This window comes from Azospirillum sp. TSH64, from assembly GCF_003116035.1.
In the GTDB taxonomy this organism is placed as follows: Bacteria; Pseudomonadota; Alphaproteobacteria; order Azospirillales; family Azospirillaceae; genus Azospirillum.
In genome coordinates this window covers 3301658-3316069 of the sequence record NZ_LGQW01000015.1, presented here as the reverse complement: position 1 = coordinate 3316069, position 14412 = coordinate 3301658, and the positions used below count along the sequence as shown (strand labels likewise).

Sequence of the window (14412 nt, the reverse complement as noted above, 5' to 3'; positions counted from 1 at the left end):
AGTCGGACAAAAATGAAGGATGGTTTGCCGAGGCTACTGGAAACGTTTTCAGAAAATACCCCGCCCTGGTCATCTTCGGCCCATGCGGCTAAGGTCGCCTCCCCAATCGGGCACCCTTCCACACGATCGGTCTGGACATGAGCGTCTCGGGAAAAACCGTCGGCATCAAGGACGTGGCCCTGGCCGCCGGCGTGTCGGTCGCCACCGTGTCACGCGTGCTGAGCAACGGTCCGGTAAGCGACGCCCTGCGCAGGCGGGTGGAAGATGCGGTGCGCGCCACCGGCTACCGCCCCAACCTGTCGGCGCGGCGGCTGCGCTCGCAGCATTCGCAGACCATCGGGCTGGTGGTGTCCGACATCCGCAACCCCTTCTTCACCGCCGTCAGCCGCGCGGTGGAGGATGCCGCCTACCGCGCCGGCATGCGGGTGATCCTGTGCAACAGCGACGAGAATCCCGAACGGGAGGAGTTGTACCTGCGCCTGATGCAGGAGGAACGGATCACCGGCCTGATCTTCGCCCCCACCCGGGCGACGCTCGACCGGCTGGACGGGCTGGATCTCGATTTCCCCGTCGTGCTGATCGACCGCAACGCGCCGACCGGCCGTCACGATGCCGTGGTCCTCGACAACCCGCGTGCCGCGGCGATGCTGGTGGAGCATCTGCATGGCCAGGGCTATCGCCGCATCGCCGGCCTGTTCGGCAACACCAGTACCACCGGCCAGGAGCGCCATGAGGGCTACCGCGCCGCCATGACCGCCCGCGGCCTCGCCCCGGCGGCCCGCTTTCTCGCCCCCCATGCCGATGCGGCGGAAGAGGCGGTGGTGGCGTGGATGTCGGAGCGCGAGCGGCCGGAGGCCTTCATTGTCAGCAACAGCCTGTTCCTGATGGGCGTGGTCAAGGCAGCCCGCCGGCTCCATCTGCCGATTCCCGACGGTCTGGCGGTCGCCGGCTTCGACAATGAACCCTGGACGGAGCTGGTCGGTCCCGGCCTGACCGTCATCGAACAGCCGGTGCAGGACATCGGCCAGTCCGCAATGGCCCTTCTGTTCGAACGGCTGGATGCGCCGGACCGTCCCAGCCGCCGCCTCATTCTCGGCGGCACCTGCATCGTGCGCGGCTCCACCGCCGCACGGATGGCCGCGGCCGACTGAAGACGCACATCAATGGCGTCAGGCGGCGATCCGACGACGCCATGCGGCGGGGCGCAACGGCGCTTCCCCCTCCCCTCCCGTGTGCGACCGGCCCAGCAACGGGCTAATCCCGATGCCGGAAAATGGGCGTCGCCGATAACCGCTGCCCGAAAGATACGCTAGGTCAGACAGTCCTCGCCAACGGATGTTCAAAGAAAAATACTCCCCTGGTGTGTGGGAAGAACAGTTCCGAAAGCGGCGTTGACCCTGGACCAACACCCCACTACCGTCCTGTTTGCAACGCACAACAAAAATGCGCGTCGGATCAAATAACGGCCGCATTTTACGATTGTTCCTCTTCCCGATAACTTTTGAATTTGTCGAACAATGTTGGTGATGCGAACTATTTTTCGCCGGCAAAAGTAGGCAAGTGAAAGCCGCTTCAAATCGGGAGTGGGGCTGCAATCAAAACAGGAGTTCCAGAACGGCAGGTTACGCAGTGCGCGGGTTTCAGGGCCATCAACGGGGGTGACGGCGCGATGTTGAAGGATTTGACCGGACGGAAGGCGGCGGCAAAGCGGAACAGCTTCGCCCGGCATGGCGTGGCGACGGTGCTCGTCACCGCCACGACGATGGCGCTGGGGCTGCTGACCGGGATCCTGGTCGCCCGCACCATCGGTCCGGACGGCCGGGGAGCGCTGACCGCGGTGCTGACCACCGTGCAACTGCTGGGCTGGCTGTTTGGCATGGGCTGCGGCAAGGCGGTCACCTATGCGCTGTCGCGTGACCATGCCGCCGGCGGCCGCCTGCTGAGCACCTGGACCCTGATCCTGCTGCCGGTTGCGGCGGTGGCGATCGGCGTCGGCTATCTGCTGCTGCCGACGCTGCTGGCGGCACAGCCGGCGGAAACGCTGGCGCTGGCGCGGCTCTACCTGCCGATGATCGCCATGGCCTTGCTGTCCGAACTGATGCTGGGCCTGATCCTCGGCGATCAGGATTTCCGCAGCTTCAACGCACTGAATTTCCTTCAACCAGCCGGTGTTGCCATCGTCTATGCCGCGCTGTGGGCCACCGGCCGCTTCACGGTGGAGGCCGCCGTCATCGTCCAGGCGGCGATGAGCACGCTGGTGCTGGTGGTGGCGACCGGGCTGCTGGTCCGCCGCCACGGCATCGGCCGCCCCGACCCGGCGCTCGGCCGGCAGACCGTCTGGTATGCCCTGCGCACCCACGGCGACGTGGTGGGCGGGGTCATCACGCAACGGCTGGACCTGCTGATCATCCCGGCCTTCCTGTCGGCGACGCAGGTCGGGCTCTATGCGCTGGCGACCAGCCTGTCCTGGCTGATCGTCAGCCTGTCCGGCGCGCTCGCCACCGTCGTCATGCCTGCCGCCACCCGGCGGGGACAGTCGGGGCGCGAGTTGGTGCTGAACAGCCTTCAGGCGACCTTCGCCATCGGCGGTCTCCTGGGCGGCGGGCTCTTCGTCTTCGCCGACATCGCCATCGGGCTGGTCTATGGCCCGTCCTTCGCCGACAGCGCGCTGCCGCTGCGGCTGCTGCTGCCGGGCGCCATCCTCTATGCCGCCGCGTCGATCCTGCTGAACGGGCTCTATGCGGAGAACCGGCCCTTCACCGCCACCCTGGCCAATCTGCTGGGAATGGTGGTCACGCTGGCCGGGCTGCTGCTGTTCCTGCGCGGCGGCGGAATCCTGGCGGCGGCCATCGTTTCCACCGTCGCCTACACGCTGGTGTTCGCTACCGCGGCGACGCTCTACCGCCGTGCGACCGGACTGCCCTGGCGCGTCTTCCTTCCCGACCCGGCGATGCTTGCAGCCTTGCCGCGGCGCCTGTTCGACAAGCCGGCCCCGGTGACAGCCGCTCCGGCCCTTACTCCGGATGCCACCCCGGCCGGCCCCGTGGCCAAGTGACCGAACCCACCGGACATTCTTTAGGAATCGAGGAAACCGCAATGCGACTGTCGCTCTTGACGCCCGAATACCCACCCGGCGAAAAGCTCGGCGGTATCGCCACGCACACCCATACGATGGCCCGCGCACTGGCGCGGCTGGGCCATACCGTCCAGGTGGTGACTCCATGGAAGGCCGGCGGCCTGCCGGCCGGCACCTCCATCGAGGACGGCGTGACGGTGCAGCGCGTCGATCCGGGTCCGCACAGGCATGCGGTGGTCGACCGCTTCCGGACCAACCGCCGGCTGGCCGATGCCGTCCGCGCCTTCCGTCCCGACGTGGTCCATGCGGCGGAGTTCGACGCAGACGCCTGGTGGCTGACCCGCTTCAGCACCATCCCGGTGGTGACGCGGCTGGCGACCCCGACTGGGCTGGTGATGGACACCAACAGCCAACCCTGGGTTCCACACACCCATCTGCTGAACGCGCTGGAGCGCGACCAGACCCGGCGCAGCGCCGCGATCTACGCCTCCACCCGCGCCATTGCCCGGCGGGTGGCCGATTACTGGCGCATCGCGCCGGAGCTGATCCAGGTCATCCCCAACAGCATCGACATCGCCGCGGTGGCGGCGAACCGGACGGCCGAACCACCGATCCCGCTGCCGAAACGCTTCATCGCCTTCTTCGGCCGGCTGGAGGGACGCAAGGGCATCGCCACACTGGGCCGCGCCATCCCGGGCGTCCTGGCCGCCAACCCCGACCTGCACCTGATGATGATCGGCGGCGAAGATTCGGCGAGCGCCGTCGTCATCGACCAGTTCCGCCGCGACGTCGCCCCGGTCGCCGACCGAGTCCATTTCACCGGCGCCCTGCCGCGCAACGACGCGCTGGCCGTGGTGGCGCGGGCCGAGATGGCGGTCGTCCCTTCCCTGTGGGAAAGCTTCGGCTTCGTGGTGGTGGAGGCGATGGCGCTGGGCGTGCCGGTGGTCGCCAGCGACTGCGGCGGCTTCCCCGAAATCATCGAGCACGGCCGCACCGGCTGGCTGGTACCACCGGGGGAAGCCGAACCGCTGCGCGACATGCTGATCGCCCGGCTGGCCGACCGCGAGGGGCTGAAGGCGGTCGCCGCGGCCGGTCTGGAGCATGCGAAGACGTTCGACGTCGACACGGTCGCCGCCCAGGTCGCCGTCCTGCTGGAGAATGCCAAGGCGGAACGCACCCAGGCCGCCGGCTCCGGCATCTACAACAACGGTTACCGCCGCCATTTCCGCCCCGACCACCCCACCACCCCCTTCTACCGCATCTATGACGAGAAGCGGCGTGCGGTGGCGGCGGAGCTGGAACGGCTGCCGCGGATGCGCATCCTCGACGTCGGCGGCGGCTACGGCCGCATCACCGGTCCCTTCGCCGGCCGTCACGACGTGACGCTGGTCGACATCTCGCACGAGATGCTGGCGGAGGCAAAGGAGCGCTTCCCCGCCCTGACCGTCCAGCAGGCCGACGCCCGCAAGCTGCCCTTCCCCGACGACAGCTTCGACCTCGTCATCGCCATGGACCTGCTCTGCCACCTGCCGGATCTGGAAGCCGGCGTGCGCGAGTTGCAGCGGGTGGTCAAGCCCGGCGGCCGGATCGTCTGCGACACCACCAACGCCAACCCGCTGTGGGTGATCGCCTATCCCCGCTATTACCGTTGGCGGCCCGACCGGCTGCTGGCGACCATGCGCTGCCATGGCGTGCTGCCGGAATGGAAGGCGCTGGTCCGCCATCATTGGGCGCCGGAGATGCGCAAGGCCATCGCCGCCACCGGCCTGACCCTGCAGAAGACCGATCACTTCGGCCCGCCGGGGGTGGCGAAATGGCACCTGTGGTGGTGCCGGCGCGGCGGCGGCGGCACGGAGGGCCAAGCGTCGTGACCAAACCGCCCCTTCTCCTCTTCCTCGCCCATGGCGGCGATCCGCACCGCGTCGCCATGGCGCCGGTGCTGGCCGCCGCGGCGGAACGCGCCGGATGGACCTTCGACCTCTATTATGACGGACGCCGCAGCGGCCGGCATTTCGGCGGTTGGGAGGACGGCAACCGCACCGAGGCGACCGGCACCGGCAGCCTGATGGCCGGCGGCCGGCATCTGGACCATGCGCTGTGGCTGACGACCTGCTTCCGCGTCGTGGCGCTGGGCGACCCGGCCTCTCCGCTTTGGCCGGTGGTGGAGGCGGGCGGCGAATGCGCCCTGCGCAGCACCGATCCGGCCGCCCTGTATGACGCCGCCTTCCGCCTGCTGGGGCAGCCGCTCCCGCAGGAGGTCGCGGTGCTGGACATGGCGCCGCAGACCCTGCTCGGCATCGTCGCGGCACCGTTCCTCTATCCGCAGCTGATGGCGGAGCCCTGCCTGGGCATCGACGCCAGTGCCGATGCCGGGCTGCGGGAACGGCTGGAGACGCTGGGCGCCCGGCGCTTCACCGGCCACTGCGTCGACCCGGTGCGCGCCCGCACCTTTCCCGGCGGTCTGGACACCGTCGAGGGCAAGGTGGCGGGGGAGAGCTATGCCAGCTTCAGCGTGGCATTGGCCCGCCGTCACGCCGCATGGGGACGCGGCACCTTGCTGGGCGACCCTGACCTGATCGCGGCGCAACTGCCGCTGGCTGCGAGCAAAAGGCTTCTGCCGCTCTATGGGCGGCCGCAGACCGACGTGATCGAGCGAGCCGCCGACCTGATCCAGGCCGGGGCGGACCCGGTCTATGGCCGGCAGTTCGACGATCACGACTTCTTCGCGCTCGGCCGTCTGGGCCGCGGCTTGCAGATCGTCGATCCCGATCCGCCCTTCGCCAGCACCGCCGCGGTGCCGCTGCGCATCGCCGCGCCGCCGCGCCCCTTCACCGACTTCGAGCCCGACGACGCCACCCTGCGCCGCTGGGCGGCGGAGGGACGGGTGCTGACCACGCTGGTCCTGTGGTCCGGCATGATCCGCGAGCTGCACTGCATCCCGCGCATTCTCGATCTGGTGGCGGCGACCGGCCTGCGCTGCGGGCTGGTGGTCACCGTCGACAGCCTGACCCAGTCCAGCCCCGCCGACCTCGCCCTGCTGGCGGTGCCGGAGGAGCGCGGCGGCGTGCTGGGCCGGGTGGAGCTTCTGCTGGGCAGCACCGGCCGCGGCGTCTGCGCCGAGGGAGAGATGCCGGGCCTCGAAAATCAGGGCGGTGAGCTGACCCGCCTGCTGGCCGATGCCCGTGCGGAGATCGCCACCATGCTGCCGCCAGGGCTGATGCCGCGCGGCTGGTGGCCGCTGGTCGACTCCCCCCTGGTGCCCGGACACACCCCGCGCCTGCATTGGGAGGAGGGCCGCCCCGTCCTGCGCATCTCCCCGCGCGCGCGCCCATCGGAAATTCCGGCAGCCAGCGTCGAGGCGGCCCCGGAAGACACGCTGCGCACGGCAAAGCGGAGCGGCGCGCCGGCGATGGACGCCCGGCGCCTGATCGGGAACGCGCTGCGCCGCTACCGGCTCGACCGCTTCTACGAGGCGTGGCGGCCCTACGACAGCGCCCGCCCCGGTCCGCTGCGGCCTGAGGTCGCCGCCGCCGTCCGCTCCGCAGGCTTCGATTACATGTGGACCAAGTCTGGTTTCGGTGCCGCCGAGGCGGTGGTGACGGACGGCGGATTTGTCGCGCTCCCCTTCACCGCCGGCGATTGGGACGGCTGGTCGCCCTTCTACACCATCCGCAACACCGCGCAGGTCCGGTCGGCGGAACGCCGCCTGACGCGCAGCGGGAAGCCGGGATGGCTGGCCTCCAACATCGATTCCATTCTGTGGATGCTGCCCGGAGAGGTTCTGGAAAAGGGACGCGCGCTGTTCCAGGTCGCCCAGATCGTCGCCAATGGCGGCGGGACCGGGACGCTGGTCAACGTCACCCCCAACACCGTCGCCCGCTATGCCCGCATCCTGGCCGAGGCCAAGGCCGGACACGGCGCCACCGCGCCTCCCGCGCGCCCGCCGGAGGTCGGCGGCAAACGGGCACCGGAGGCAGCGCCGGAAACCCGCCAGCCCACCCGCGACCCGGCAGAGGTCGCCTGAGCCGCCCAGCCGCATCAGCAAAACCGTGCACCGTTCGCCCGCTATGAAGGAGTTGAGCCCATGGACGCACCGGAACACCGATTGCCGTCAGGCACGGCCGGTCTCGCCGCCGGCTTTGTCGCGCCGCCGGTCGGAACGGGCGCCGACAAGGTCGACGTCAGCCGGCTGGTGCAGATGCTGTGGCGCCAGAAATGGCTGATCCTCGGGCTGACCGCGGTGCTGTGGCTGCCGGCGGTGCTGCTGATCAATGCCATGACCCCGCTCTACAGCTCCTCCACCGTCGTGGTGATCGACCCGCATCCGAACCGCGTCATCAACATCCCCTCCGTTTCCGAGCCGATGGGGATCTATCTCGACACCGTCAACACCGAGGTCGAAATCCTGCGCTCCCGCGATCTCGCCGCCCGCGTGGTCGAGGCGCTGAACCTGGGGCAGGAACCCGAATACGCCGCCCCCACCAACAAGCCGGGCCTGTTCAGCCCGCTGATGGAGGAAGGCCGTACCCTGGTGACCGAGGTGACGGCGATGCTGCCTGAGTCTCTGGCCGTGCTGCTGACGCCGCCGCCGCGCCCGGCCGCCCCGACCGGCAACGCGCAGGACAGGGAAGCCGACCGCCTGACCGAGGCGTTCCAGAAGAATCTGCGCATCAGCCCGGGCGTGCAGTCCCGCGCGATCCGCATCACGGTGGAGGCGAAGGACCCGCAGCTTGCGGCCCGCGCCGCCACCGCCGTCGCCGACGCCTATCTCGCCATCCAGGTGGAAGCGAAGCGCAAGGCCACCCAGAACGCCAGCGAATGGCTGCAAAGCCGCCTGGACGAGCTGCGCCAGGACATGACGACCACCGGCCGCGCCGCGGTCGAGGCGATGCGGTCCGAGACCGGCATGGTGAAGGGCCGCGACGCCCCCTTGGTGAACGAGGAGATGTCTGCCCTGAATGGGCAGCTGGCGGAGGCGCGCACCGCCCATGCCAATGCCCAGGCCCGGCTGCGCCAGTTGCAGTCGGTCAGGCCCGGCAACCCGGAATCGCTGACCGGCGCCGACATCGGCGGCGATCCGCTGATCACCACCCTGCGCCAGCGTCAGGCGGCGCTGAACGCCCAGCTCGCGGAATTGCGGGCCCAGTACGGCGACCGCCACCCGGCGCTGAACCGGCCGACCGCGGAACTGCGCGAGCTGAACGCCACCCTCGCCACCGAAATCGACCGCGTGGTCCGCAGCCTGCGGGGCGAGGTGGAACAGCAGGTCGCCAAGATCCAGGACCTGTCCCGCCGGCTGGAGGGTCTGAGGGCGGAATCCTTCGACACACTCCAGGCCGACGTGCGGCTGCGCGATCTTCAGCGGCAGGCCGATGCGTCGGACGACAACTACCGCCGCGCCGTCACCCGCCTGAAGGAGACGCAGGTGCTCCAGGCGTTGGAGATGACGCCGGACGTGCGCATCGTGTCAGCCGCCGCCGTTCCCGGCGGCCCGGTCGGGCCGGGCAAGGCGGTGCTCGCCGGGCTGGCCGCGGTCGTCTGCGGTGCCATCGCCACCGGCGTCGCCCTGGTGCGGACCATGCGGCAGCGCGGCGTCTACAGCTCCCATCAGGTCGAAGCGCTGCTGGGCCTGCCTGCCGTCGGCATCGTGCCGCTGCTCGGCCGGGTGAAGCGGTCCGCGCGTGGCGAAGACGCCCGCGATCCCTACTCCAACACCGGCGGCGGCGATTTCGCCGAGGCGGTCTGGCGGCTCTGCGCCCGGCTGCATCTGGTCCGCACCGGGGCCGAGCCCGCCAGCGTCAAGGGCGGCGAGGTGGTGATGCTGACCTCGTCGGTGGCGGGAGAGGGCAAGACGACGCTGGCCGTGGCACTCTCCGCCTTCCTTTCCGACACCGGCCGGCGCGTCGTCATCGTCGATTGCGACACCCGCCGTCCGGCCGTGCACCGGCTTCTCGGCGGCGTCCGCCCGCCCAAGGGGCTGACCGACCTGCTGGAAGGCGACGCGACGCTCGATCAGGTTCTGCACATCGACGACCGCCGCCGGGTGTCGGTGATCGCTGCCGGCCGGCCGGTTGACCGCCCGCAGATCCTGCTCGGCTCCAAGGCCATGCTGTCGCTGCTGGTCGAGCTGGCCGAACGCTACGACGTCGTCGTCCTCGACACGCCGCCGGTGCTGTCGGTGTCGGACGCGCTGATCCTGGCGCCGCTGGCCGACCGTGTCCTCTACGTCGTGCGCTGGGCGCGCACCGCTTCCAGCCTCGCCAGTGCCGGCATAAAGCAGGTGCGGCAGGTCGGCGGGCGGATCGGCGGGGCGGTGCTGTCGATGGTCAACGCCCGCGAACACGCGAATCTCGAATATGGCGCCCGCCCGCCCAGCGGCCGCTCCTATCGCCTGCGCCGCATCGCCTGAGACCGAACCCTTGGCCTCAGGCAAGCGCCGGTCCCTTTCTGGAGAACCCACCATGAAAGTCGCGATCGTCCATTACTGGCTCGTTGGGATGCGCGGGGGCGAGAAGGTCGTCGAAGCCCTGTGCGAGCTGTATCCGGAGGCGGACATCTTCACCCATGTCTACCGGCCGGAACGCATGTCGCCGATCATCCGCAGCCATCGGGTAACCACGACCTTCATCGACCGGTTGCCGATGGCCCACCGGATGTACCAGAAATACCTGCCGCTGATGCCGCTGGCGCTGGAGCAACTGGACCTCAGCGCCTACGATCTGGTCATCAGCAGCGAATCCGGACCGGCCAAGGGTGTGCTGACGCGGCCCGACGCGCTGCATGTCTGCTACTGCCACACGCCGATGCGCTATGTGTGGAGCGGCTATCACGATTACCTGCACTCGGCCGGCCCGATCGTCCGGCCGCTGATGCCCTATGCCATCCACCGCCTGCGGCAATGGGATCTGGCGACGGCGGCACGGGTCGACCGCTTCATCGCCAATTCGCACACGGTGGCGCAGCGCATCTGGCGGGTCTATCGCCGCGACGCCACCGTCATCCATCCGCCGGTGGAAACGCAGCGCTTCGCCACCGTCACCTCCCCCGGCGGCGGCGACGGGAGCGACCATTACCTGTTCGTCAGCCAGCTCGTCTCCTACAAGCGCGCCGACATCGCCATCGAAGCGTTCAACCGCATGGGCCGCAAGCTGGTGGTCGTCGGCGAGGGAGAGGAGTTCCGGCGCCTGAAGCAGATGGCCGGACCGACGGTGGAGCTGGTCGGCCATTGTTCCCCGGCCGACCTCGACCGCCACTATGCGTCCTGCCGGGCGCTGATCTTCACCGCCAACGAGGATTTCGGCATCGTTCCGGTAGAGGCGATGGCCGCCGGACGGCCGGTGATCGCTCTGAACCGCGGCGGCGCCACCGAGACGGTGCGCGACGGCCTGTCCGGCCTGTTCTTCGACCAGCAGACGCCAGAGGGGCTGATCGAGGCGGTGGAGCTGTTCGAAGCGCAGGAGTCACGCTTCAACCCTGCCGCCATCCGCGCCCATGCCGCCCGCTTCGACCGCGACGTGTTCAAGGCGCGCCTGCGCGAGACCATCGACAGCTGGATGAACGGCGAGGAGGCTTCCCTGGCGCCCGAACGCTCCACGGCGATCAGCCACCGCGGACGGGAGCTGGCACCGGCATGAGCGGCGGCACCACTCCTTCCATGGCGGCCCGTCCGATCTCGCTGGTGCCGGTGGATCCCGCCGCCACGGAGCGGCTGGGCGTCACCGTGATCGTCCCCACCTACCGCCGGCCGGACCAGCTGGCCGGTTGCCTGGACGGGCTGGTTCGCCAGACCCTGGCGCCGGTCCAGGTGATCGTCACCGTACGCGACAGCGATCCGGAGTCCGCCGAGGTCGCCCGCCGCTACCGCCCCGCCCTTCCCCTCCAGGTCGTCGGCATCGACGTGCCGGGACAGGTCGCCGCCATCAACCGCGGCATGGACCATGCCGTCGGGGACATCGTCGCCATCACCGACGACGACGCCGTTCCGCATCCCGACTGGGTGGAGCGGATCGAAGCCTGGTATCGCACCGATCCCCGCATCGGCGGGGTCGGCGGCCGTGACCATGTCTTTCACGGTGACGTGCCGGAAACCGGGGAGGCGGAAATCGTCGGCCGGCTGCAATGGTTCGGCCGCGTCATCGGCAACCACCATCTGGGCGTCGGCCCGGCGCAGGAAGTCGACGTTCTGAAAGGGGCCAACTGGAGCTTCCGCCGAACGGCCATCGCCGGCCAGCGGCTGAACACGAGGTTGCGCGGCAGCGGCGCCCAGGTCCGCAACGAGGTGGATTTCTGCCTGCGCCTGTCCCGCCAGGGCTGGCGGCTGGTCTACGATCCTCTGGTCGCGGTCGACCATTTTCCGGCCGTCCGTTTCGACATCGACCAGCGTGGCAGCGACCATTTCCATCCGTTGGCGCAGGAGAACGCGACCTTCAACGACACGCTGGCGCTGATGGCCCATTTCGGCCCGGCCAACCGCGCCGCCTTCGCCGCCTGGGCGATGCTGGTGGGAACCTGCGAGTTTCCCGGGCTGGCGCAATGGGCGAGGCTGCGGCTGCGCGGTGACCGGCATGCCGGGGCGAAGCTGCGCGCCACGCTGCGCGGCCGGCTGGCGGGAATGCGGGACTGGCGGGAGACGGTGGCATGACCTTCGCCACAGCCGGCCAGGACCAGAGTCAACTGTCCCATACCCATCACGGCGCTGGCGGCCTGCCGTCCCTGGGCAAGCTGGCAGCCCCGGTCTTCTGGTTCCTGGTCCTGATGCCGGTGCTGGTCGGCAAGGCCGGCCTGCTGGAGATCATCTTCCCGGTGGGGGCGCTGGCCGTCGGCGCGCTGCTGGTGACGCGCGACCCGGCCCGTTTCGCCGCCTTCACCTGGTGGCTGTGGTTCCTGACACCGGAGGTGCGCCGGCTGGTCGACTACCAGGCTGGCTGGAGCGTCATCAGCCCGGTCATGGTGACGCCCTTCGCCGTCGGCGCCATGACTTGGGCCGTGATCGCGCAATATCTGCCGATGCTGCGCTACCGCGCCTATTTCGGCTTCGTGCCGGTGATGCTGGGCATCTTCTACGCCTACCTCAACGGCATCACCCAGGCCGGTGTGGCGGCGGCGACCTTCGCGCTTCTCAACTGGCTGGTGCCGGTGACGCTGGGGCTCTATGTCGCCCTGCATTGGCCGCTCTACCCGCAGATCCGCGACGCGGTGCTGCGCGCCTTCGTTCTGGGGCTGGCGCTGGTCGGCGGTTATGGACTGATCCAGTATTTCTTCATGCCGGCCTGGGATGCCCGCTGGCTGATCAATGTCGGCATGACCAACCAGGGCATGCCGCTGCCGATGCAGGTGCGGGTGTTCAGCACGTTGAACTCCTCCGGCCCGCTGGCTTTCCTGCTGGTGACCGGGCTGGCGGTGCTGCCGGCGGCACGCGGCATCCTCGTGCCGATCGCCGGCGCGCTGGCGCTGGGGTCGCTGCTGCTCAGTCTGGTGCGGGCGGCGTGGCTGGCCGGGCTGTTCACCTTCGCCTGGCTGCTGCTGACCATGCCCGGCCGGCACCGGCTGAGGCTGGTCGCGGTCGGCGTCGGTCTGGTGCTCTGCTCCCTGCCGCTCCTCAGCGTGCCGTTGGTCAACCAGGCCATCGTCTCCCGCTTCGACACGCTGAATTCGATGGAGAACGACCGCAGCTATCAGGAGCGGCAGGAATTCTACGGCCGCTTCCTCATCCAGGCGCTGACCGAAGTGCGCGGCGCCGGTCTCGGCACCATCGACACCGCGACCAAGCTGACCAACGAGGACGGCCAGCTGGGTGCCATGGCCTTCTTCGACAGCGGCATCCTGCGCGTGCCTTACGAGCTGGGCTGGCCTGGCACGTTGGGCTATGTCGCCGGGATCATCGCGCTGACGGTGGGCATGCTGCGCCGCGGCGGGGCGCCGCCCGACCCCTTTGCCCGCTGTGCCGAAACGGCGGCGCTGACGATCCTCATCTGCATGGTGTTCGAGCACACGCTGGTGAAGGTCACGGGCGTCGGATTCTGGTTCTTCCTGGGCATGGCGATGGCCGCCAAGAACCATGGGCTCGCCACCCAGCAAGCCGCCGTCCAGCAACCCGCGGCAAGCCAATTCCAAGAGGACAAGCAATGGACGGAAGCCTGATCCTGCCCGGCACCCTGCCGGAAGAGATGCGGGAGGCCAGTGTGCTCCAGCTTGGGCTGGGCTGGTTTCCGGAAACCCATGGCGGGGCGGAGAATATGTTCTACCACCTCGCCCGCCATCTGCCGCAGCAGGGCATCGCCGTCTCCGGGCTGGTGCTGGGCACCGTCTCCGAAACGCTGGACAATGGCGCCCGCATCGCCAGCTTTGCGCCTCCCTCGGCCTCGCTGCCGCGCCGGATGGTGGCGGCCCGGACCGCCATCGCGGAGGCGCTGCGCCGGCAGGCGCCGGACCTTGTCGCCTCGCATTTCGCCCTGAACACGGTGGGGGCCCTGCCGGCTCTGCGCAATCGCCCGATGGTCGTCCATTTCCATGGCCCCTGGGCGCTGGAAAGTGCGGCGGAGGGGGCCAGCCCGCTGGCGGTCCGGCTGAAATTCATGGTGGAGCGGCTGGTCTATCACCGCGCCACCCGCTTCGTCGTGCTGTCCCGGTCCTTCGCCACCATCCTGGCCGAGCGTTATGGCGTGCCGCCGGAGCGCATCCACCGGGTGCCGGGCGGCGTCGATGCCGACCGCCACGACCTTCCCGACAGCCGGCAGCGGACGCGCGCCCGGCTCGGCTGGCCTCTGGGGCGCCCCACGGTGCTGACGGTGCGGCGGCTGGTGAAGCGCATGGGGCTGACGGCGCTGGTCGATTCCATGGTGGAGCTGCGCCGCCGGGTGCCGGACGTGCTGCTGGTCGTCGCCGGACGCGGGCCGGAGGCAGCAGCCCTTCAGGATCGCATCGGCGCGCTGGGGCTGGAGGAGCATGTGCGGCTGCTGGGCTTCGTACCCGATGCGCATCTTCCGCTGGCCTACCGCGCCGCCGATTTGTGCGTGATGCCGTCCCAGGCGCTCGAGGGGTTCGGCCTGACCGCGCTGGAATCGCTGGCGGCCGGCACCCCGGTGATGGTCACTCCGGTCGGTGGCCTGCCGGAGGTGGTGGAGGGGCTGGACGGCGACCTCGTGCTCGCCGGGACCGACGCACGCTCCATCGGCATCGGCCTTGCGGAGGCGCTGACCGGCGTCCGCCGCCTGCCGGATGCGGACGCCTGCCGAGCCCTGGTCCGCAGCCGCTTCGACTGGCCGGTGATCGCCGCCCGCACCGCCGCGGTCTACCGCGGCGCCCTGCAATGAGCAGCCGCAATGTCCCATCTCCCT

The 14412-nt window shown here is 69.7% G+C and carries 9 protein-coding genes; all 9 read left to right on the top strand.

The window, feature by feature from the left end:
• Positions 1-137 precede the first annotated feature (137 nt).
• The 9 genes from TSH64_RS16560 (at position 138) to TSH64_RS16520 (ending at position 14388) form a co-directional block, all read left to right on the top strand.
• The gene (locus TSH64_RS16560) at positions 138-1151 is read left to right on the top strand and encodes a LacI family DNA-binding transcriptional regulator (RefSeq protein ID WP_109446508.1); all 1014 of its coding nucleotides are present in this window, start codon (positions 138-140) and stop codon (positions 1149-1151) included.
• 518 nt (positions 1152-1669) lie between these two features.
• Positions 1670-3055 carry an oligosaccharide flippase family protein gene (locus tag TSH64_RS16555; RefSeq protein WP_109446506.1) on the top strand — a complete coding sequence of 462 codons (1386 nt, stop codon included), beginning with the start codon at positions 1670-1672 and terminating at the stop codon, positions 3053-3055.
• Between the two features lie 41 nt (positions 3056-3096).
• A complete protein-coding gene (locus tag TSH64_RS16550) occupies positions 3097-4947 on the top strand; it encodes a glycosyltransferase (RefSeq protein ID WP_109446504.1) in 1851 nt (616 codons plus the stop codon).
• Complete coding sequence (locus TSH64_RS16545; RefSeq protein WP_199237576.1) at positions 4944-7100, top strand: hypothetical protein; 2157 nt, start codon at positions 4944-4946, stop codon at positions 7098-7100. Before TSH64_RS16550 ends, TSH64_RS16545 begins: the two co-directional genes overlap by 4 nt.
• 60 nt (positions 7101-7160) lie before the next feature.
• Positions 7161-9485 (top strand): Wzz/FepE/Etk N-terminal domain-containing protein, encoded by a 2325-nt coding sequence (locus tag TSH64_RS16540; protein WP_109446502.1) that lies wholly within the window; start codon positions 7161-7163, stop codon positions 9483-9485.
• A 52-nt stretch (positions 9486-9537) separates the two neighbouring features.
• A complete protein-coding gene (locus TSH64_RS16535) occupies positions 9538-10710 on the top strand; it encodes a glycosyltransferase (protein ID WP_109446500.1) in 1173 nt (390 codons plus the stop codon).
• Positions 10707-11717 (top strand): glycosyltransferase family 2 protein, encoded by a 1011-nt coding sequence (locus TSH64_RS16530; RefSeq protein ID WP_199237575.1) that lies wholly within the window; start codon positions 10707-10709, stop codon positions 11715-11717. Before TSH64_RS16535 ends, TSH64_RS16530 begins: the two co-directional genes overlap by 4 nt.
• The gene (locus TSH64_RS16525; protein ID WP_109446498.1) at positions 11714-13216 is read left to right on the top strand and encodes an O-antigen ligase family protein; all 1503 of its coding nucleotides are present in this window, start codon (positions 11714-11716) and stop codon (positions 13214-13216) included. The genes TSH64_RS16530 and TSH64_RS16525 overlap by 4 nt, the downstream gene beginning before the upstream one ends.
• Positions 13201-14388, top strand: coding sequence for a glycosyltransferase family 4 protein (locus TSH64_RS16520; RefSeq protein WP_247872981.1), 1188 nt, complete (start codon positions 13201-13203; stop codon positions 14386-14388). Before TSH64_RS16525 ends, TSH64_RS16520 begins: the two co-directional genes overlap by 16 nt.
• Positions 14389-14412: the final 24 nt, after the last annotated feature.

Bases quoted from the DNA above. Each gene is read 5' to 3' on its own strand.
- TSH64_RS16560 (WP_109446508.1), top strand. From the start codon at position 138: ATGAGCGTCTCGGGAAAAACCGTCGGCATCAAGGACGTGGCCCTGGCC.
- TSH64_RS16555 (WP_109446506.1), top strand. From the start codon at position 1,670: ATGTTGAAGGATTTGACCGGACGGAAGGCGGCGGCAAAGCGGAACAGC.
- TSH64_RS16550 (WP_109446504.1), top strand. From the start codon at position 3,097: ATGCGACTGTCGCTCTTGACGCCCGAATACCCACCCGGCGAAAAGCTC.
- TSH64_RS16540 (WP_109446502.1), top strand. From the start codon at position 7,161: ATGGACGCACCGGAACACCGATTGCCGTCAGGCACGGCCGGTCTCGCC.
- TSH64_RS16535 (WP_109446500.1), top strand. From the start codon at position 9,538: ATGAAAGTCGCGATCGTCCATTACTGGCTCGTTGGGATGCGCGGGGGC.
- TSH64_RS16530 (WP_199237575.1), top strand. From the start codon at position 10,707: ATGAGCGGCGGCACCACTCCTTCCATGGCGGCCCGTCCGATCTCGCTG.
- TSH64_RS16525 (WP_109446498.1), top strand. From the start codon at position 11,714: ATGACCTTCGCCACAGCCGGCCAGGACCAGAGTCAACTGTCCCATACC.
- TSH64_RS16520 (WP_247872981.1), top strand. From the start codon at position 13,201: ATGGACGGAAGCCTGATCCTGCCCGGCACCCTGCCGGAAGAGATGCGG.